Origin of the sequence: Natranaerofaba carboxydovora (assembly GCF_022539405.1) — a bacterium.
Taxonomy (GTDB): Bacteria; Bacillota; Natranaerobiia; order Natranaerobiales; family Natranaerofabaceae; genus Natranaerofaba; species Natranaerofaba carboxydovora.
The window spans coordinates 1,520,889-1,542,304 of record NZ_CP054394.1 but is presented as its reverse complement, the minus strand read 5'-3'; the positions used below and the strand labels follow the sequence as shown (position 1 = coordinate 1,542,304).

Sequence of the window (21,416 nt, the reverse complement as noted above, 5' to 3'; positions counted from 1 at the left end):
GATGATAGTGGAGATTAATATATTTCATGTGATATTCTTTTTAATAGCCTATCTTTTGGGTTCTGTCCCTGGAGGATATATTATGGCCAAGACAAAAAATATTGATATAATAAATCAAGGAAGCGGCAATGCTGGAGCAACTAATGTTTTAAGGACCATGGGAAAGAAAGAAGCAGTGGTTACTTTACTATTTGACGGTGCAAAAGGTTTTTTGGTAATCTATGTTGCCCAGATGCTAGATTTTTCTCCACAATATGTATTATTAAGTGGGATCCTCGTTATAATTGGACATAACTGGCCGGTGTTTTTTGGGTTCAAAGGTGGTCGCGGAATAGCTACAAGTCTTGGTATATTGGTTGGTATATCCTGGCAGGTGATACTTGTAGTATTGGTCATTGGGCTTATAGTGATTGGTATTAGCCGTTATATTTCACTAGGCTCAATTACTGGGGCTGTGATACTGCCTTTTGTAATGTACTTTCTTGGACTTCATACGGTTTATATAATATTTGGAATTATTATGAGTGTTTTAGGTATAGTAAGGCATATTCCGAATATCAAGAGATTATTGAAAGGTACAGAAAATAAAATAGGAAAAGGCAGGTGATAGTTTGAAAAATGAGCGGATCTCTGTCATTGGAGCGGGCAGCTGGGGAAGTGCCTTATCCGCGTTGTTGTCAGAAAAAGGCCATGAGGTGTGGCTTTGGACAAGAAGGTCTTCGCTAGCAGAAGAATTAAAGGAAAAGAGAGAAAATGAAGGGTATTTACCAGGTGTTAAACTTCCTTCAAATTTAAATATAACAAGTGATCTCACAGAGGCTACGAAAAACACTGATATTTGGCTAATAGTTGTTCCATCACACGTTATGACAACTATTGCTAAAGAATTAAAAAAACATCTTAAAGAAGATATTTTAGTTGTTAGTGCTACTAAAGGATTTGATGTTAAGACATATCGAACTATGACGCAAGTTTTATCTGATGCCCTATTTGATGGAGAAAAGCGAAGAGTCTATGCTTTGTCTGGGCCCAATCACGCTGAAGAAGTTGGCAAGAAAAAACCCTCTGCAACTGTGATAGCGGGTAAAGTAAAAAAATATGCTGAAAGACTGCAAAAAGCTTTTATGACTCCATATTTTAGAGTTTATACTAACCCAGATTTGACTGGTGTTGAATATGGAGGTGCACTAAAAAATATAGTAGCTCTTGGTGCAGGGATAGCTGATGGTCTTGGTTATGGTGATAATACCAAGGCTGCGCTTTTGACAAGAGGGATTAATGAGATTGCAAGGCTTGGGATGTCATATAATGCAAGTGTATTAACTTTTGCGGGACTTTCGGGTGTGGGAGATCTTGTAGTGACAAGTACAAGTACACATTCTAGGAATTATAGAGTTGGAAAAATGCTTGGAGAAGGGAAAAGTTTAGAGGAGATATTAGCTGAAATGAAAATGGTTGCTGAAGGGATTAAAACGACAGAAGCAGCATACAAAATGTCAATCGAAAAAGATGTGGAAATGCCTATTACCCAAGAGTTATACGATGTATTATTTAATAATAAAGAGACGGATATTGCTGTTAAAGATTTGATGCAAAGAGTTAGAAAAAATGAAATGGAAGAAGTTGTCCAGGAAGATATGTGGGAGGAGTGAACAAAAAAAGCACTTTTAAAAGTGCTTTTTTTTAATTCTCTTGGAATAATTGTCCACTGAACTAAATATATATGTAGTGTTAAAAGCTAGGGAGGAGGGTGAGAAATGGATAAGTCTAATCTTTACGAAGATATGGTCAAGCGTACAGATGGCGATATTTATCTGGGAGTGGTTGGCCCCGTAAGAACGGGAAAATCAACTTTTATTAAAAAGTTTATGGAAATGGTAGTACTGCCTAACATCAAAGATGTAAATGATCTAGAGCGTACAAGAGATGAGCTGCCTCAAAGTAGTGGTGGCAAAACAGTTATGACAACAGAACCAAAATTTATTCCTGACGATGCAGTAGAAGTAGTTTTGAATGATAACATTTCTATGAAAGTAAGAATGGTAGATTGTGTTGGTTATCTGGTTGATGGTGCAATAGGTTATGAAGAAGAAGAAGGACCAAGAATGGTGTCTACACCATGGTTTGAGGAAGATGTTCCTTTTGAAGAAGCTGCTGAAGTGGGTACAAAGAAAGTTATTGATGAACATTCGACTATAGGAGTTGTTGTGACTACAGATGGATCAATAACTGGAATCTCCAGGGAAAGTTATGTGCAGGCTGAAGAGAAGGTGGTTTCAGAACTTAAAGAAATTGGCAAACCTTATGTAGTAGTTCTAAACAGCACCAACCCTTATAGTGAAGAGGCAAAAAATATTACAGAAGAGTTAAAAGAAAAGTACGATGTTCCTGTGATTCCCCTAGATATCCTTGATATGAATGAAGATGAGATAAACCACGTGTTCCAGGAGATTTTATATGAATTTCCGATTAAAGAGGTTAGTATTAATCTTCCTAATTGGGTAGAAGAACTTGATAATGACCACTGGCTTAGAGAAGGATTTGAAACTGCAATCAGGGATAGTATTGAAGATGTTGACAGAGTTCGTGACATAAACAAAGTAGTTTATAATTTAGATGAGCTAGAAAATTCAGAAGAGGTAATTTTAGAAAAAGTAGATCTGGGAACAGGGCATGCTGAGATTGATATTAAAGTTGTAGAAAACTTATTTGAAAAAGTTTTAAGTGAAATATGTGAAACAGAAATTAAAAACAAAGCAGATATTCTAAAAACCATCAGAAGTTATGCTGAAGCCAAGAAAGAGTACGATAAAGTGGCTGAAGCTTTAGAAGATGTTAGAGAATATGGATATGGAGTTGTACCGCCTCAACTAGAGGAGATGTCCCTTGAAGAGCCAGAGATAGTAAGGCATGGTAATAGGTTTGGCGTAAGATTAAAGGCGAGTGCACCGAGTATACACATGGTTAGAGTCAACGTAAATAGTGAATTTTCACCTACTGTTGGTACAGAAAAACAAAGTGAAGATTTAGTTAATTATATCATGGAAGAATTTGAAGAGAACCCTGAGAAGATTTGGGAAAGTGATATATTTGGCAAGAGCCTTCATAGTGTTGTAGAAGATGGAATCGAGAAGAAGCTAGACAATATGCCTCAAAATGCAAGAGAAAAACTTCAAGATACTTTAGAAAAGATTATTAATGAGGGCAGTGGAGGTCTTATTGCAATTATTTTATAAACAAAAATGCGTGTTTAGCTAACACGCATTTTTTTCTTTAATAAAATAGGGCTGAACCCAAAAAGTATTTATTTTGGGACAGCCCTATAAATCACTTAGACAATTAAAACTGTTCTGGATATGGTGGCCACTCTGGTTCGTATTCTGGACATTCTTCAAGAACTTCTGGGCATTCTGGTGGTTGTGGAGCAAAGCCGTAAGCAGGAATCAGCAGCTGCACATGGGCGAATAATTTAAATAAAATTAATTTGCCAATACAAAGGATGATAATTGGATTATCTTCCTCATCAGTGGTAACAAAAGCATCTAAACACTCTAAAAAGATTTCACATTGGGGTTCTAAACCTTCTTCTCCTGCCCTTGATAACCTAACGGTTTTCTCAACAGGTTCTACATGTTCTTTAATCTTTCCATCTACCTTGTATTTAATCTTCATTTCAAAAGTTAGTTGGACTTGTCTGTTATTGGGGATTTTACATTTCTTTGTATCTTCTTTTACCTTTACACTAACACACTTTACATCTTCAATATCTTCTGGATCAATAACATTTGATGTGGTTGCATTTGGTTCATATATAGGAATCTCTACTTCATTGACATCTACCACCTTACATTCTTCGTAAACTTTATCAATTTTGACCCGCTCAATAACTGTTGGTGGGGGTATAGGGTCTACAGCATTGTTATTGTCGTTATTATTGTTGTTATTATCGTCGTGACAGCCACCAGAACCTCTTCTTCTTTGGAATTCTTCAGTCATTACTTATAACCTCCTTTAATTATTAAAAGCTTTGTACCAAAACTTTAATGTATAATATGTTAATTATATATGGAGTGTGCGGTGCATTATTTTTAATATTAAAGAATATTATTTTTATATGATAATAAAAATTTAATGAATTTAATTTAAGATAAGAAGTTAAGGAGGAGAAAACCTATGTTTGAAAATTATAATGAGAAGTCGTTTCCAACTTTTCTTAAAAACAACGATCAAACCTTTCTTGTAAGGTTGATGGAGCAGAGGTTGGTATTTTTGGATAAAGAAGGCATTGATATAACTATGTCTGAAAATACTGTAGAATATATAGCTGTTTTTTGGGGAGAAAAAGTTGGTATAGTTGCAAAAGAAAGTGATAGCCTTAAATTATTTGTAATTAATGATGTAAGTGATGAATTAAACGAAAATAATTTAATAAGTAGAGAAGTACTAAAAGAACCGCAAAATATACATCTATGTTGTGCAAAAGCACTAAATGAACATACTATTTACTTAATTGCCAAAAGAGAACTAGATGAAGAAGAGGAACTATTGTTATGGCAAATAAAAGAAGAAGAAATTAAAGAGCTGGATATTATAGAAAAAGGAAGTCATTTTATCATTAATGACTCTTCCTTTCAAATAGACGATAATGGTGTAGGACACTTAATTTATGTCACTACCCATGGAAATTATAGCTTTTTATTTTATAGAAACCTGTCTTCTAAAGAAGGAGTAGGATTGCCCATTGTTTTGGAAAAGAGTAATTTTAACAGCTCTTTAAGTGATCCTATACTAGTACTTAGTGAAAAAGGGAAGATTTTTGTCTGTTGGGTTGAAAAAACTCAAGAAGGATATAGTTCTGTATATTTTACTTACAAAGCCAGGGATGATGACCATGTACAAAAATGGTCAATACCAAAAGCAATAAATTCACGGAAAAATTATATACAGTATCTAACGGCCGGAGAAGACAATGGAAGATTGTGGTTTATTTGGTGGAATAATCAAATGGAAGGATATATAAGTAAAGATCAAAGTAATGTGGATTTTGAAGAGTTAACTTTGCCTTCGATGGTTGCAGGTATAAGATTTTCAAATTCTAGCTCATGTCCTAAAGTCGGGTGGGGAAACAGGGCTTATGGAATTGTAAATAGATTGGAGGTATATAGACCCCTTTTAACAGAATTATCAGTTGAAAATCAGGAAAATAAAAACTACGAAACAACTAAAAAGGAAAGAATGAAAGAGAAAATGGAAGAAAAAATGAAAGATAAATATGAACTTGATTATGTTGGTTCAAATGCTAAAAAAGATTCTAGAACAAATAAAGACTTGATTATAAATGAATCTAGTGATAATGAAAACATTCTAGATGAAGATGAAATTTATAAATTAAAACGAGAAAATGAAGAACTGAAAAGTAAAATTAGTGAGTTAGAAAAAAAACTGAGTTATTTTACAAGAAGCAGAGTTGATAATCGTGAAAAACAACTAAGAAGAGAAAATAAAGAATTAAAAAATCAAATAAAGGAGTTAAAAGAAAAAGAAGAGCAGAAAAGTCAATATAAGATAGCTCCTAACTTAGAATTAGAAAATCAGATCAATGAAAAAGAAAATGAAATTCAAAAATTAAAGAAAGAAAAAAATGAATTATTAAGTCATACTACCTGGTTAGAGAATTCAAAAAAAGAATTAGAAGAAAAAGTAAAAAAACTAAAGAATGAAATAGAAGAAAAGGAAAAAAAGAAAGGTTTGTTAGAGAGATTTTTTAAATAATAAATACTTCCATTAATGTCTAATAAAAAGATTAAATTACCATTACTATGATATTTTGGGTAAGTTGTAACATAAGTATGGAATTGACAATATTATCTTTTTTAGTAAACTTAAGACCTATAATACAGCATTTGCTTTAACTATAAAATTAAGTTATCTTCTAATAGAAAGATGGTATTGTTAACATAATATACAAAGGAGGAATTGAACTTGAAAAAAACTTTAGTACTAGCTCTAGTAACGATGTTTATCTTTAGCAGCACAGCAAGTGCTTATTCGGCAGCAGACTGGTGGCAGACAAATAGGCGATCTGGACAAGCTGTGGAAGAGGAGAATGAAAAAGAAGAAAAAACAGAAGAAGAAGAGAATGAAGAGAATATTGAAGAAAGCGAGTCCAGAAATAGTACAGGCTCTAAGATTCAAAATATTGCTGATTGGTGGCAGTTGAATAGAAGAAATGGATCTGACGCATCACAGCCATCTCCAGAAGAACCTTCATCAGATAATGAAAAGGATGGTGAAGAGAATAGAGATTCTGATATAGGAAATAGTGACGAAGAATATATTTTTGACATGATTAACAAAGAAAGAAGAGATAGAGGGATACAAGAACTTGAGTATAGTAGTGAAATAAGCAGAGTTGCCAGAATGAAGTCTCAAGATATGGTGGAGAATAATTATTTTGCACACCAGTCCCCTACATATGGTAGTGCAGGTGATATGTTAAGAAGTGAAGGGATTTCGTTTACTGTATCAAAAGAGAATCTGGCAAGAGCTGGTGACGTTAGAAGTGCACATCAAATGCTTATGTCAAGTTCTGGACATAGATCTGGTATTTTAGGAGAGAGGTATACTCATGTAGGAGTTGGTGTAGTAGAGACAAATGGAGGCGGTGTAAAAGTAACTCAAATTTTTGTACAAAGATAAATTTTTTTGGGGTGGATTTTATTCCCACCCCATTTTTAGCGGTACAAATCGACCATACAGGCACCATTAGCCCAAATTTTTATGACTACGTCTAACTCTGGTTCTATTGGCCCAAAAACAAATTGACCGCAATCGTCTGTAAAGGTACTAGCTATAGGATGTAGACAGCAATCCTCACTTTCTCCTCTTCTAAACATCAAAACTGTGGCATCCTCAATTGGTTCCTTCTTTTCGTCTAGTACTACCCCGTGTATTAATGATCTGTTTTCTTTTTTTAATTGTGCATTTAGATTTATTTGCTCGTTTTCTTTAACTTTTAAGTCAATTCTTTTTAACTTGTGCCCCAATGCTTTACTCCCCCTTTCCTTCCTTACGTTTCTTTTATAATTAATATGAACATCACCTCTTATAATTGCTAAATAATTTTCACTTATATTGCTTCAATTGCATTATATAATCTTGAGGTGGTGGTATTGAAAACTATTAAAGTTCAAATAAAACTGACTTCAGAAAAAGAAAATTATTTGGAATTAAAAGATATTCCTGGTAACAACGATAGTATAACAATTAGACAAAAAAAAGGAGAATATTTATTTCAAGCTGGTTGTAAAAAAATGCAAGACCAAATTAATTTTAAAAACACATCTACAGGTGATGAATACAGTGTATTATGGTTAACTGAAGAAGTTGTCAGTTATTTAATGTTAGATGAAAATCTTAAATCAGAAACTCTCTGTTTAAATGCAGTGATTGATAAACAACTAAAAAAAATAGAACTTGGACCTATTTTGGGGATTTTTATTAGCAAAAACAAAATTGACAAATTATGTAATGATAATTGGGATAGTATCTACTGGCGTTTTCAAAAATGGAGTAAGGAAGTAAATGGTCTTTGTTATTTCTTTACGTTAAATGATATAGATTTTAGCAACAAAAAAGTAACAGGATATCACTTTGATTCTAATAAAAAATGGGTGAAAAACGAATACCCCCTTCCCAGGGTCATATATGATAGATGCTTTGGAAAAGATGGCCGAAAAGATTCGTATAGACTTAGAAAATTGGTCCAGCAGCAGGCAAATAAGATGATTGTTTACAATCAGGCAGTAAAAATTAAGAAAAAAGAGACCCTAAAGCATTTGTATAATTATGAAGATACAAAAAACCATCTTCCAGAGTTTGCAGATTATACTGATGAAAAATTCGAGGAGTTATTAAACAAATATGGTTCAATATATTTAAAGCCGGACAGTCTTTATAAAGCCCGGGGCATTGTACAGGTTATTAGGAAAAATAACGGCTATAACCTAAAATACAGAGAATCAGGTGATGTAGATAGGAATAAAACAATTCACTATAAAAGGTTTGACAGTTTAATAAGAAAATTAGAAAAAGAGCTACATTTGGAAGACTATTTGATACAAAGGGATATCCAACTTGCTTCTATATGGGGAAATAAATTTGATATAAGGGTGATGCTTCAAAAAGTAAGTCCTTACAAATGGGAAGTAAACGGAATAAATTGCAGAATAGCACCTGTGAATAGCATAATTACAAGCCCCAGAAGTGGCGGCAAGGTAATGGCCATAGAAAGTGTATTAAAGTTTGCCTTCCCCGGTAGAGAAGAAGAACTAATAAATTTAATCGAAAAAGTATCAAAATGTATTGGCAGCAACTTGGAGAAGGGTTTTGGTTATTTAGGAAATATAGGTGTTGATCTGGGGATAGATACTGAAGGTAATGTATGGCTTATAGAGGTGAATGGCAAGCCTTTAAAAGTGAGCTTTCATAGAATGAAAGATAGAGCTCTTACCAAAAGAATTAATAAATCACCTATAATTAGCGGATTATCTTTAACTGGTTTTGATGTAACTGATGATAAGAGTTTTATACATCCAGAAAAACAAGATAAATTTTTATTCAAAGAGATAAGCCACGGATCTTATGAGCCGCATTTATTTTTGAACACAGAACAATTGGATTATTTTGGCTATTCTATAGGAGATGAGATAAATTTAGTAGCCGGTGTTTCTAAAGAAATAATAAAGATAAAAAGGCAAAAAGTTGATGATACCTTTAATAATTTGTATATTAACGCTTCAGTCTTTAATGGCCTGAACTTACCTCATAACTCTATACTAAATCTTGTAGCATTATCTTACAATGAATTAATATTTGGACCAACAGTTGCAATGACTGTATCAGAAGGGACCATGGATGCTATTAAAAACAATGAAGACATAGACTTAAACAAAACAGCAGAGTTTGCAAGAGAAAAAGGAATAGTATTTTACTGTTTCAAACCTGAAAATGTAAATTTAGAAGAAAATATAATAGAAAGCTGTTTTTATAATCATAGTAATAAAAGATGGGAAGATGGGGCATTTAACGAACCGCAGGTATTATATGATCAAGCTACCTATCCGCTAAATCCTGAGAAAAGGCCAGTTGCTAAAGAAGTTAATAGACGACTTAGGATGAATCATGAGATGCAGGTTATAAATTCAAAAAGGTATTTTGGAAAACTAAACACCTTTGAAGCGTTAAATTTTTTTAAGGATATACGAGATAATATGCCTAAGACTTACTATTTAACACCTGAAAGCCTTAAGAAAGCTGTTGAAAAGCATGGAAGTGTCTTTGTGAAAAGTAACTATGGAAGTTTTGGCTGGGGAGTAATACAGGTTAAAAAAGAAGAAGAGAGACTTATCTGCAGAACTGGTGGCAGCAAAGTTAGCACTAAGGAGTTTAGATACTATGATATGCTATTTAATTTTTTAAGAGAAGAATTGGGAGAAGGAGCAATTATACAAAGAGAAGTAAAGCTTGGACAAATAAATAATAGAAAATTTGATTTAAGAGTTCTGATTCAAAAAAATATTAGTTCAAAATGGGAGATATCTGCTGTGTCTTTTAGGATTGCTCCTATAGAAGGAATAGTTACTAATGTTGCAGTAGGAGGCGATGAGATTATAGTAAGTCCCGGAGAGAAATTGCCATTTAAATTTTTGACATGGGAAAGTATAAGTGAACTTAGTTTAAAATTAGTATTAGCTTTAGAAGCTTCTTTTGGAAATCTGGGAGAAGTGGGCCTTGATATAGGTGTTGGCCCTAAAGGAAAGCTATGGTTTTTTGAAGCTAACAGCAAACCAGATACTGGGGGGTATTATGAGTATTTAACAGAAAGTTCGCTAAGAAAATCCCTCGGTTTACCATTAGATTATTCTAAAAACCTAGCTTACAATATGTTAAAAATTTAAAACAAATTTTCATTGACTACCAACAAATTATACTATATAATTTGCGAGGATAGACAGAATAAAATATAAGAAAATGTACAATATAAGCTTAACAGTAATTTGAACATTAAAATTAAATATTTAGAAAGTCCTTTAATATGGTCCGGTGAGGCCATAAGGATGTCTAAAGTAACTTTAAGTATATTATTATAAGGTGATCTGTGTCTTTTTACCTTGTAATTAAAGGCCCTTATGCCACTCCCGGATGGTAAAGGGTCTTTTTTTATAGCCAAAAACGAAAGGGGTTATTATTATGACTATAAGTAGGAAAGACCTGCTCAACATGAGAGACCTTTCGGCAGCAGAAGTTAACACAATATTAGACACGGCAGAATCGATGGAGGAAATAATCTATAGGGATGTTAAAAAATTACCTACCTTAAAAGGAAAATCCATAATCAATCTTTTTTATGAACCAAGTACTAGGACAAGGTCTTCTTTTGAACTAGCGGGTAAGTATTTGGGTGCTGATATGGTCAACATGAATGCTAATGTTAGTTCAATAAAAAAAGGTGAAACTCTTATTGACACAGCGAGGACTTTAGAAGCAATGGGTGTTGATATGATTATCATTCGTCACCCTGTAAGCGGAGCACCCGGGTTACTTGCTAAGAGTGTAAACGCTAGGGTACTAAACGCAGGAGATGGATGTCATGCACATCCGACCCAGGCGCTTTTGGATATGTACACTATGCGAAAAAAGTTTAAGTCTTTTGAAGGTTTAAACGTTGTTATTCTAGGTGACATTGCCCATAGTAGAGTTGCAAGATCAAATATTTGGGGACTAATAAAAATGGGGGCAAAAGTAACTCTTTGTGCACCGAATACTTTGCTTCCCGTTGAGATTAAAAAAATGGGTGTAAATGTTACAAGCTCCCTTGAAGATGCACTTCAGTTTGCAGATGTTATGATGGCTTTAAGAGTACAGTTTGAAAGACAGGATGAAAGTTTTTTCCCATCATCTAGAGAATATGCGAAATATTATGGGCTTAACAAAGAAAAACTAAAACATGCTAAAGATAGTTTGATGATTATGCACCCAGGTCCAATAAATAGAGGTATTGAAATATCCCCTGAAGTTTATGATAGTGAAAACTCAGTAATCGATGAGCAGGTTACTGGTGGGGTGGCTATAAGAATGGCTTTACTATATTTGATGGGAGGCGAATATGATGAAGCCCAAAATTCTTAACAATGTTAGGATAGTCGATCCATCATCATCAGCTGACTTTGTTGGCAGTGTTGTGATTGAAAAGGGAAGGATAAAAGAAATAAATGAAGGAACAGAAGTAAATAAAGATTCAACTGAATATGAAGTTTATAACCTTGAAGGAAAAGTTTTGGCACCTGGATTTATTGATATGCATGTTCATTTACGAGAGCCGGGTTTTGAAGCAAAAGAAACTATAGAATCAGGAACTAAAGCTGCAGTGAAAGGCGGATTCACATCTGTGTGTGCTATGCCAAATACTGATCCGCCAGCTGATAAAGCTGCAACAGTTAAATATATTATAGAAAAAGCAAAGGAAGCTGATAACTGTCATGTCCTTCCTATAGGCTGCATTACTAAGGAGAGAAAAGGTGAAAAAATTGCAGAATACGGTGAACTAAAAGAATCAGGGGTTGTTGGCTTATCAGATGACGGCGATACTGTAATGAACTCTCTTGTAATGCGTCGCTCCCTTGAATATGCCAAAAACTATGATCTACCTGTACTAACTCACTGTGAAGATGAGGCCCTTGTCTCTAAGGGACAGATTAATGAAGGTTATTATAGTACTATCCTTGGTCTAAAAGGTATGCCTAATGAAGCAGAAGATATTATTGTAGACAGAGATATTAAGCTTGCAGCTCTTACTGGCGCTAGGCTTCATATCTGTCATATAAGTACAAGAGAAGGTGTAGAGTTAATACGTAAGGCTAAAGATAAAGGTCTACTTGTAACTGCAGAAGTTTGCCCTCATCATTTTAGCTTAACTCATGAAGCAGTAGTGAGCTTTGATACTTCTACAAAAGTTAAACCTCCTTTAAGATCAGAAGATGATGTAGAAGCTATAATAGAAGGTTTGAAAGATGGAATCTTTGATATAATAGCATCTGATCATGCTCCTCATGCAAGACACGAAAAAGAAGTTGAGTATGATTATGCCCCCTTTGGAATTTCCGGTATAGAAACAGCCCTGCCTGTGACATTTACTTATCTATACCATCAAAAATCCCTTTCTTTAGAACAAATAATAGAAAAATATACTGTCAATCCTGCTAAGGCACTTGGGTTAAATATACCTAGCATAGAAGTTGGTGCTGTGGCAGATTTGACCGTAATTGATTTAGATGAAACAAAAGAAGTCATAAAAGAAGATTTAACATCAATAGGCAAAAATAATCCATATATTGGCAAAGAACTCAAAGGTTGGCCGGTAATGACTATGGTAGAAGGGGAAATAAAATATATTGATGAAGAGGTGAATAAAAATGCCAAAGATTGATGGAATTAAGAAAGTACTTGTTATAGGTTCTGGACCAATAATAATCGGACAAGCAGCTGAGTTTGATTATGCAGGTACCCAGGCTTGTAGAACATTAAAAGAAGAAGGAATTGAAGTTGTATTAGTAAACTCCAATCCTGCTACGATTATGACTGACAAAGAAATGGCTCATAAAGTATACTTAGAACCTTTGAACAAAGAATATATAGAAGAAATTATTATGACAGAACGACCAGACGGACTTTTGTCCACTCTAGGTGGACAAGTTGGACTAAACATGGCAGAGGAACTCTCTAAAAGCGGAGTCTTAGAAAGATATAATGTAAAACTGCTTGGAACACCTTTGGAAGCTATTAGTAAAGCAGAAGATAGAAATCTTTTTAGGGATACAATGATTAAGCTAAATGAGCCAATCCCTGAAAGTACTATTGTATCAACTAAAGAAGAAGCGTTAGATTTTGCCAGGAAGATAGGTTTCCCCGTTATTGTTAGACCTGCATATACTCTTGGTGGTACCGGTGGTGGAATTGCTTATAATGAAGAGGAACTAGAGCAAACGGCCTCTAGAGGATTATATTACAGTATGATTAAACAGCTTCTAATAGAAAAGAGTGTTTATGGCTGGAAAGAAATCGAATACGAAGTTATCAGGGACTCTTCTGATAACTGTATGATAGTATGTGACATGGAAAATTTTGACCCTGTTGGAGTTCATACGGGAGATAGTATTGTAGCGGCACCTTCCCAGACGCTTACTGATGAAGAACAAAAAATGCTTAGAGAAGCTTCATTTAATATAATTAGAGAATTAAATATTGAAGGTGGATGTAATATTCAGTTTGCTCTTAATTCTGAGACAAAAGAGTACTATGTTATTGAAGTAAACCCTAGACTAAGTAGGTCTAGTGCCCTTGCTAGTAAAGCTACAAGTTATCCAATTGCGAGGGTGGCAACAAAGATTTCTCTAGGATATACTTTAAAAGAAATCAAAAATGAAGTCTTTCCCCAGATAACTGCAGATGTAGAACCAGATGTAAAATACACTGTCTTAAAAATTCCAAGGTGGCCCTTTGACAAATTTGAATCTGCAAATAGAACCCTTGGCACCCAGATGAAAGCTACCGGAGAAGTTATGTCATTAGGTAATAATTTTGAAATTGCCCTTCTAAAAGCCATTAGATCCCTTGAACAATCAATTGATGATCTAAAAATGGACGAATTATCAGAATGGACAGATGAAAAGATTGAAGAAGTTTTGGAAAAACCAGATGACAGGCGCCTGTGGTGTATAACAGAAGCTTTTAGGCGAGGATATAACCTTGAAGATATTAAAAAGAGTACCTGGGTATCTGACTTTTTCTTGGAGAAGCTAGAGGAGCTTATAGAGTTAGAAAAAGAATTAGAAAAATATTCTGTTAGTGATGAACAGATTTCAAAAGAGTTAATGAAAGAGGTAAAATATAAAGGATTTAGTGATAAAAGAATTGCCAGGCTTACAGATAAAACTTTAACCGAAATTACAAACTTAAGAAAAGAATATGATATAACTCCAGAGTTTAAGAAAGTAGATGCATTCTCTGGAGGAAAAGGCTACTCGGAAATTTCATCTTATTACTATTCATCATATTTTGATGAAGGTGAAGAAAAAGAAGAAAACAATAATACTGAAGAGTCAAAGGAAGATAAAGTTGTAGTTATAGGTTCAGGACCAATTAGAATTGGCCAGGGTATTGAATTTGATTATTGCTCAGTGCATTCGGCCTGGAGTCTAAATAAAGCAGGAGTTAAGTCAATAGTTATTAACAATAATCCTGAAACTGTAAGTACGGATCATGATGTTTCAGATAAGCTTTACTTTGAGCCTTTGGATGTTGAAGATGTAATGAATGTTATAGAAAAAGAAGAACCTAAGGGAGTAATAGTACAGTTTGGTGGACAGACATCAATCAACCTGGCACGCCCTTTGATGGAGAGAGGAGTAGAAATCCTTGGCACAAACGTAGAAAATATGGATTTAGCAGAAGATAGGGAGAAGTTTGGTGAAGTACTAACCAAATTAGATATACCTTATCCAAAAGGAGAAACAGCTAGAAGCCAAAAAGAAGCAGAAAACATAGCAAAAAGTCTTGGTTTCCCTGTTCTTGTCCGTCCGTCTTATGTACTAGGCGGAAGAGCAATGGAAATAGTTGACAGTTTAGAGGAGTTAAAAGAGTATCTAGAAATGGCAGTTAAAGTTTCACCTGATTACCCTGTTCTTGTTGATTCATATCTAAGAGGTAGAGAAGTAGAAGTTGATGCAGTAAGCGATGGTAATGAAGTATTGATACCCGGGGTAATGGAACATATTGAAATGGCGGGGATTCACTCAGGTGATAGTACTGCTGTTTACCCGGCAAGGACTTTTTCTGACAAAGTTCTCGACAAATTAGTCGATTATACAACAAAACTTGCAAGAGAATTGAATATAATAGGTGTAATAAATATACAGTATGTTGTTTACGAAGATGAAGTGTACGTATTAGAGGTAAACCCAAGATCTAGCCGAACAGTTCCTTTTGTCAGTAAGGTTAGCGATATTCCACTTATTGATATAGCTACCCAGTGTATGCTTGGTAAAACTATTTCAGAGCAGGGGTACTGCGGGGGGCTTTATACACCGACCAACTTATCAGCTGTAAAAATGCCGGTATTCTCTTTTGCAAAACTTTTGGATGTGGAAACTTCTTTAGGTCCTGAGATGAAATCAACAGGTGAAGTTTTAGGACTTGATAGGGATTATACCAAATCTATGTACAAAGCCTTTTTGGCAGCAGGTTTTGAGTTTGCTAAGCAGGGTACTATCCTTGTCACCATATCTGATAAAGACAAAGAAGAAGCACTGCCTATATTAAAAGATTTTTATAAAATGGGGTATAATTTACTTGCAACGGAAGGAACTGCAAAAATGTTAGCGAAAGAAGATATAAAAGTAGAAGTGGTTAACAAGGTTTCTCAAGGATCACCTCATGTGGTAGATTATATAAGAGACAACAAAGTTGACATGGTAATAAACACATTCACAAGGGGCAAGAAACCTCAAAGAGACGGGTTTAAGATCAGAAGAGCCGGAGTAGAGTATGGGGTTCCATGTGTAACTTCACTAGACACACTTTCTACGATTTCAGAAGTTCTTAAATCCATGGTAAGGGTTCATCCTCTGCAGGAGTATAATAGCGAATTAGATAAGGAGGTTTACAAAAGCTAGTGAATCTACTTGATGCGACGGTGAAGTCTAATTCTAAAATAAATAAAAAAATTTACAAGTTAGTTATTCACTCGGAGGTTTTGGCCGGTCAGATAAACCCCGGCCAATTTGTCCACATTAAGTGTACCCCGGGTATGGATCCACTGCTTAGAAGGCCATTTAGCATTTATGATGTTGACCAAGATAAAAAACTTATATCTATTTGTTATGTTATAGTAGGTGAAGGTACTAAACGTTTAGCTGAAATAGGTCCAGGTGAAGTTTTGTCTGTAATGGGCCCACTGGGTAAAGGTTTTGATGTGGTTCAGGATAAAAAAATATGTGTGATAGGTGGAGGCATGGGTATCGCTCCTCTTTTTTACCTATCAACAGAACTTCTGAGATATAATAATGAAGTGATAGCAGTTCTAGGTGCAAAAAGTAGTGATGATTTTATTTTTAGTGATGATTTTTCTGGTCTAAACAAACTAAAACTAGAGTATGTTACGGAGGATGGAAGCCTGGGTCACAAAGGGCTTGTTACAGATGTATTTGAGGAAAAAATAGCTAACAATCTTTCGAAAAGTGAAAATAAAGATAAAACAATCTACAGCTGTGGTCCTATGCCGATGCTAAGGAAAGTTAAAAGTATTGCAGTCAATGAAGAAATTCCATGTCAGCTTTCTTTAGAAGCTAAAATGGGATGTGCTGTAGGGGCTTGTCTTGGCTGTGCAGTTAATTCTTCTAGAGAAGGTTCTTATCTTAAGGTATGTAAAGATGGACCTGTATTTTATGTAGACGAGGTGGAACTGTAAATGAGAGACTATAACAAAAGTAACTTTAATGATAATATAATTGATAGTAATAGACTATCAGTTGATTTAGCAGGTCTAAATTTTAAGAATCCAGTTTTGGTTAGTTCTGGTACTTTTGGTTTTGGTTTTGAATATGCAGATTACTTTGATCCTTCTATTTTAGGTGGGCTTGTAACCAAAGGGATAACTCTAAAACCAAGACAAGGTAATTCCCCACCAAGGCTATGGGAAACACCTGCTGGTGTATTAAATTCTATTGGACTAGAAAATCCTGGTGTAGAAGGGTTTATAGATGATTATTTGGAAAAAATGAATAATAGTTTCTCTACAAATGTTATAGTCAATATCGCTGAAAACTCCGTAGAAGAATATTCAGAGATTGCCTCGAGACTAGATGACGTAAAAGAAAAAGGTATAGATGCTCTAGAAGTAAATATATCCTGCCCTAATGTAAAACAAGGTGGAATGGCTTTTGGTTCTTCTCCTGATACAGCAAACCAGGTGCTAAAAGCTGTTCGAAAAGAAACTAATTTACCAATAATAGCCAAACTTAGTCCTAATGTGACAGATCCTGCAGAAATAGCTGTTGCCGTAGAGGAGGCAGGTTGTGATGCCATATCGCTTATTAATACGGTTTTGGGCATGGGGATAGACGTATATACCGAAAAACCTGTTTTTAATAATGTATTTGCTGGACTATCAGGCCCTGCTATAAAGCCTATTGGTGTTAGGATTATGTGGCAGGTGGCAAGCAAGGTAAATGTACCTCTTATTGGAATGGGTGGGATCATGAATTATGAAGATGCTCTTGAGTATATGCTTGCAGGTGCAAGCTTGGTGTCAATCGGAGTAGGAAATTTTGTTGATCCCCAAATAGTACCTAATATCATTAATGATTTAGACAAACACATTGAAGATCGGAATTATTCTTCTATTAATGAATTGATTGGCAAAGCTAGAAGTATATAAAACAGCTTCGTAATAGGGAGGAAAAGCCTTTGGGTGATATTAAAATGGATTTAAAAGATAGAATCATTGTTGCCCTAGATACTTCATCAGTCAAGGAATCAAAAAGCTTAATAGATGCTTTAGATGACGATGTTATAAATTATAAAGTTGGTTTAGAACAGTACTTAGCTAGTGATGGCAAAATGGTAGATACATTAAATGAAAGAAAAAAGAATGTTTTCTTAGATCTTAAATTTCATGATATCCCTAATACTGTTAATGCTGCAGCAAGAGAAGCTGTAAAAAAAGGTGTTTGGATGTTTAATATTCATGTTACTGCCATTGAGACTATGCAACAGGCTGTTTTGGCAACGAAAGAAGAAGCAGAAAAATTAAACGTGAAAAAGCCTTACTTAATTGGAGTTACTGTATTAACTTCTATGACGAAAAAGGATCTAGAGGATATAGGAGGTTATAAAGGATACACTGATGAATTAGTTCTAAAAAAAGCAAATCTTGCTAAGGAAGCAGGTCTTGATGGTGTTGTAGCATCACCTAGAGAAGTCAAAGTGATAAAAGAAAATTGTGGAGAGGATTTCACTGTAGTATGTCCAGGAATTCGCCCTATTTGGAGTCAAAGTAATGATCAAAAAAGAATAATGACTCCTAAAGAAGCTTTTCAAGATGGTGCAGACTTTCTAGTTATAGGTCGTCCAATAACAAAAGCTAGTAAGCCAAAAGAAGCTGTTTCTAAAATTTTAGATGAATTTAAATAACATTTAACGAATGAGCAATATTCTATTTACAAACATTAATATATAGAAGGGAGTAATGTAGAGGATGGCTTTGTCAGAGGAAGAAATGATAGATATACTTTACAAGACCGAAGCTTTAGAAGAAGGGCATTTTTTACTAAGCTCTGGATTACATAGTGATAGATATGTGCAGTGCGCCAAAGTGTTTCAATATCCAGAAATAGCAAACAAACTCTGTAAAGAATTAGCTGAAAAGCTTAATGCCTTTAGTTTTGACAAAATTGTAGGGCCTGCGATGGGAGGAATTTTGCCAGCGTATGAAATTTCTAAGATTTTATCAAAGCCAAATATATTTGCAGAGAGAAAAGATGATAAAATGAAATTTAGAAGAGGATTTAAAATTGAGCCTGAAGAAAGTATATTAGTCATAGAAGATGTGGTTACAACTGGAGGGTCAGCTAGAGAAGTAATAGAAGAGATAGAAGATCATGGGGGTAAAGTTACTGCCGTAAGTTCCATTATAAACAGAACTCAGGGAAAAGATGTTTTTGAAGTGCCATATATATCGTTACTAGAACTTGATATAAACAATTATGAAACATCATCCTGCCCCTTGTGTGAAAAAAACATCCCATTAGTTAAGCCTGGAAGCAGGTAAAGTACTTTATTAAAGTACTTTATTATCATAAAATTTATTGTTATAATATATCTGTCTATATTTATTATTATTACTCATTTTCTGACCTGGCTAGTATTTAACCTAATTAAAACTTAAAATTAAATGAAAGGAGTAGATGTAAAATTAGTAACGATGAAGCAACTAACAAAAATGTTAAAATTGAAGTGAAGAATTTATACAAAATCTTTGGACCACGTCCCGAAAGGGCATTTCCCTTACTAGAAAAAGGCGTAAGCAAAGAAGAAATCCTTGAAAAGACCGGTAATACAGTTGGGGTTAACAATGCCAATATTGATATTAACGAAGGTGACGTATTTGTTATTATGGGTCTTTCGGGAAGTGGTAAGTCTACCTTAATCAGATGTATTAACAGATTGATTGAACCAACCAGTGGTGAAATAAAAATTGATGGAGAAGATATCGTCAAAAAGAACAATGAAGAGTTAAGACAAACACGAAGGAAAAAACTAGGGATGGTATTTCAACATTTTGCTTTACTCCCGCATAAGTCAGTACTTGACAATGTGGTTTTTGGACTAGAGATTCAAAATGTAGATGAAAAAGAAAGAGAAGAAGCAGGGATGAAAGCTCTTGATCAGGTAGGACTAAAAGGATGGGCCTCGGCTAAGCCTAGCGGTCTTAGTGGAGGTATGCAGCAGCGGGTTGGATTGGCTAGAGCACTTGCACTAAATCCTGACGTACTGCTGATGGACGAGCCATTTAGTGCATTAGACCCTCTCATCAGAAGAGACATGCAGACGGAACTTTTGGAACTTCAATCAAAATTAAACAAAACTATTCTTTTTATTACGCATGACTTAGATGAAGCTCTTAGGATTGGAGATAAGATTGCCATAATGAAGGATGGTGTTATTGACCAAGTTGGTGAACCTGAAGAGATCTTATCAAATCCAGCGACTGACTATGTGGAAGAGTTTGTAAAGGATGTTAATAGACTTAAAGTACTAAACGCAGGCCAGGTTATGAAGAGACCAGATGTACTAATTGATATTAATGATGGTCCGAGGGTAGCCTTGAGGACAATGGAGAAACATGGATTCTCGAACCTATTTGTTGTAGACAGAAACAAAAAATTACAGGGCATAATTGAAGACGAAGATGCACTTTCAGCTTTAAAAAATAATGAAAAAAGTCTTAAGGGATATTTAAAAACAGATTTTCCAACTACAACACCAATTACTCCTTTAAGCGATCTTATTCCAACAGCAGCAGAGACCAATTATCCAATTGCAGTAGTTGATGAAGATGACAAATTGGAAGGGATTATAGTCAGAGTTTCGGTGTTAGCATCTCTAGCAGAAGGAAGTGATTTGAGTGATTAAATTACCTATAGGTGACATATTTGAGACTATTGTTTACTGGCTAAACGATAATTTAGGGCCTTTATTTGGAGCTATATCATATGTGATAAGTATTGCTGTGGATTCTCTTGAAGCAGGGTTGTTGTTTTTTCCTCCAATTGTGATAATTTTAGCTCTTACTGCCCTTGCATGGTGGTTAAGTGGGACAGGTGTAGGCATATTTTCTATAGTGGGCTTGTTTTTGATCTATAGCATGGAATTGTGGCCACAAACTATGACTACCTTATCAATGATCTTGATATCAGGTGTAGTTTCACTGGGTATTGGAATCCCATTAGGTATACTTGCAGCAAAAAATGAAACTGTTAATGCCGTAATAAGGCCAATATTAGACTTTATGCAGACCTTACCAGCGTTTGTTTATCTAATTCCAGCAGTTATCTTTTTTAGACTTGGTATTGTGCCAGGTGTTATTGCAACCGTTATATTCTCTATGCCGCCTGCAATTAGGCTTACAAACCTTGGTATTCGCCAGGTAGATGAAGAAGTTATTGAAGCTTCCAGAGCGTTCGGTGCAACATCTGGACAGATGTTAACCAAAGTTCAGCTTCCTCTTGCTATTCCGACTATAATGGCCGGCGTTAACCAGACAATTATGTTGTCTCTATCGATGGTTGTTATAGCGTCTATGATTGGCGCAGGTGGACTTGGAGGAGTTGTCTTAAGAGGGATCCAGCAGCTTAGGCTTGGACTCGGTTTTGAAGGTGGCTTGGCTGTTGTTATACTTGCCATTTATCTAGACAGGATAACACAGAGCTTACAAGAACTGTAGCTTGTACAAAAAAATTTAATTATGAAATTTAATTATTATTTAAAAATATCGGCTTTTTAGATACTACTCTAAAAAGCCGATATTTTTGTGTTTGGCTCTGTTCAACAATTAACTATAAAGAGCCTTTTGATTAAAAATATTAGAATTTTTGGCACCAAAATCACTGGTAGAAATTAATTTATTAAAAAAATTTGATAACCCCTTGACACAGACTATATTAGAGGAGAAAATAGTAATAAGCAGAAATGCTGATTTATTTTTTTTTAAGCAAGAATAATGCTTGTATACACGCAATAATTCTTGCTCAGAAGGTTTGAAATTACTTATAACATTATCGGGACAGAAAAAGGAGGGT

Annotated in this window: 17 protein-coding genes; 15 read left to right on the top strand and 2 right to left on the bottom strand. The window is 34.8% G+C overall.

The annotated features are described in order from the left end of the window. Window positions 1–7 precede the first annotated feature (7 nt). From plsY to spoIVA, 3 genes are all read left to right on the top strand, one after another. Window positions 8–607, top strand: a complete 600-nt coding sequence (plsY, locus tag ACONDI_RS07290) for a glycerol-3-phosphate 1-O-acyltransferase PlsY (RefSeq protein WP_241080807.1) — start codon at window positions 8–10, stop codon at window positions 605–607. 4 nt (window positions 608–611) lie between these two features. Further along, window positions 612–1,652 (top strand): NAD(P)H-dependent glycerol-3-phosphate dehydrogenase, encoded by a 1,041-nt coding sequence (locus ACONDI_RS07285; protein ID WP_241080806.1) that lies wholly within the window; start codon window positions 612–614, stop codon window positions 1,650–1,652. Window positions 1,653–1,757: 105 nt separating this feature from the next. Next, entirely contained in the window at window positions 1,758–3,236 is a 1,479-nt protein-coding gene (gene spoIVA, locus ACONDI_RS07280) for a stage IV sporulation protein A (protein ID WP_241080805.1), read from the top strand. A 103-nt stretch (window positions 3,237–3,339) separates the two neighbouring features. Here spoIVA and ACONDI_RS07275 read toward each other — a convergent pair whose 3' ends face one another. After that, window positions 3,340–3,996: a hypothetical protein gene (locus ACONDI_RS07275; RefSeq protein WP_241080804.1), complete on the bottom strand. Its 657-nt coding sequence runs from the start codon at window positions 3,994–3,996 to the stop codon at window positions 3,340–3,342. A gap of 177 nt (window positions 3,997–4,173) precedes the next feature. On the opposite strand from ACONDI_RS07275, the gene ACONDI_RS07270 reads away from it, so the two are divergent. Together ACONDI_RS07270 and ACONDI_RS07265 are read left to right on the top strand one after the other, a co-directional pair. Then, entirely contained in the window at window positions 4,174–5,772 is a 1,599-nt protein-coding gene (locus ACONDI_RS07270; RefSeq protein ID WP_241080803.1) for a hypothetical protein, read from the top strand. Between the two features lie 210 nt (window positions 5,773–5,982). Continuing rightward, window positions 5,983–6,699, top strand: a complete 717-nt coding sequence (locus ACONDI_RS07265; protein ID WP_241080802.1) for a CAP domain-containing protein — start codon at window positions 5,983–5,985, stop codon at window positions 6,697–6,699. A gap of 35 nt (window positions 6,700–6,734) precedes the next feature. Here ACONDI_RS07265 and ACONDI_RS07260 read toward each other — a convergent pair whose 3' ends face one another. Beyond that, a complete protein-coding gene (locus tag ACONDI_RS07260) occupies window positions 6,735–7,046 on the bottom strand; it encodes a carboxypeptidase-like regulatory domain-containing protein (protein WP_241080801.1) in 312 nt (103 codons plus the stop codon). 126 nt (window positions 7,047–7,172) lie between these two features. Between ACONDI_RS07260 and ACONDI_RS07255 the strand changes: the two genes are divergently transcribed. The 10 genes from ACONDI_RS07255 to ACONDI_RS07210 all read left to right on the top strand — a co-directional run bounded on the left by ACONDI_RS07255 (window position 7,173) and on the right by ACONDI_RS07210 (window position 21,061). Beyond that, a complete protein-coding gene (locus tag ACONDI_RS07255; RefSeq protein ID WP_241080800.1) occupies window positions 7,173–9,959 on the top strand; it encodes a YheC/YheD family endospore coat-associated protein in 2,787 nt (928 codons plus the stop codon). Between the two features lie 292 nt (window positions 9,960–10,251). Continuing rightward, a complete protein-coding gene (locus ACONDI_RS07250; RefSeq protein WP_241080799.1) occupies window positions 10,252–11,190 on the top strand; it encodes an aspartate carbamoyltransferase catalytic subunit in 939 nt (312 codons plus the stop codon). Next, the gene (locus ACONDI_RS07245) at window positions 11,171–12,487 is read left to right on the top strand and encodes a dihydroorotase (protein WP_241080798.1); all 1,317 of its coding nucleotides are present in this window, start codon (window positions 11,171–11,173) and stop codon (window positions 12,485–12,487) included. The genes ACONDI_RS07250 and ACONDI_RS07245 overlap by 20 nt, the downstream gene beginning before the upstream one ends. After that, a complete protein-coding gene (gene carB / locus ACONDI_RS07240; protein ID WP_241080797.1) occupies window positions 12,474–15,731 on the top strand; it encodes a carbamoyl-phosphate synthase large subunit in 3,258 nt (1,085 codons plus the stop codon). Before ACONDI_RS07245 ends, carB begins: the two co-directional genes overlap by 14 nt. Then, window positions 15,731–16,525: a dihydroorotate dehydrogenase electron transfer subunit gene (locus tag ACONDI_RS07235; protein ID WP_241080796.1), complete on the top strand. Its 795-nt coding sequence runs from the start codon at window positions 15,731–15,733 to the stop codon at window positions 16,523–16,525. The genes carB and ACONDI_RS07235 overlap by 1 nt, the downstream gene beginning before the upstream one ends. Then, complete coding sequence (locus ACONDI_RS07230; protein WP_241080795.1) at window positions 16,526–17,494, top strand: dihydroorotate dehydrogenase; 969 nt, start codon at window positions 16,526–16,528, stop codon at window positions 17,492–17,494. It abuts the gene before it with no gap. Between the two features lie 29 nt (window positions 17,495–17,523). Continuing rightward, the gene (pyrF, locus tag ACONDI_RS07225) at window positions 17,524–18,249 is read left to right on the top strand and encodes an orotidine-5'-phosphate decarboxylase (protein ID WP_241080794.1); all 726 of its coding nucleotides are present in this window, start codon (window positions 17,524–17,526) and stop codon (window positions 18,247–18,249) included. 70 nt (window positions 18,250–18,319) lie between these two features. Next, the gene (pyrE, locus tag ACONDI_RS07220; RefSeq protein ID WP_420848191.1) at window positions 18,320–18,886 is read left to right on the top strand and encodes an orotate phosphoribosyltransferase; all 567 of its coding nucleotides are present in this window, start codon (window positions 18,320–18,322) and stop codon (window positions 18,884–18,886) included. Between the two features lie 185 nt (window positions 18,887–19,071). Further along, window positions 19,072–20,250 (top strand): quaternary amine ABC transporter ATP-binding protein, encoded by a 1,179-nt coding sequence (locus tag ACONDI_RS07215; protein WP_277397820.1) that lies wholly within the window; start codon window positions 19,072–19,074, stop codon window positions 20,248–20,250. Further along, on the top strand, window positions 20,243–21,061 hold the full coding sequence (locus tag ACONDI_RS07210; protein ID WP_241080792.1) for an ABC transporter permease: 819 nt from the start codon (window positions 20,243–20,245) through the stop codon (window positions 21,059–21,061). Before ACONDI_RS07215 ends, ACONDI_RS07210 begins: the two co-directional genes overlap by 8 nt. The last annotated feature ends 355 nt before the right edge of the window (window positions 21,062–21,416 follow it).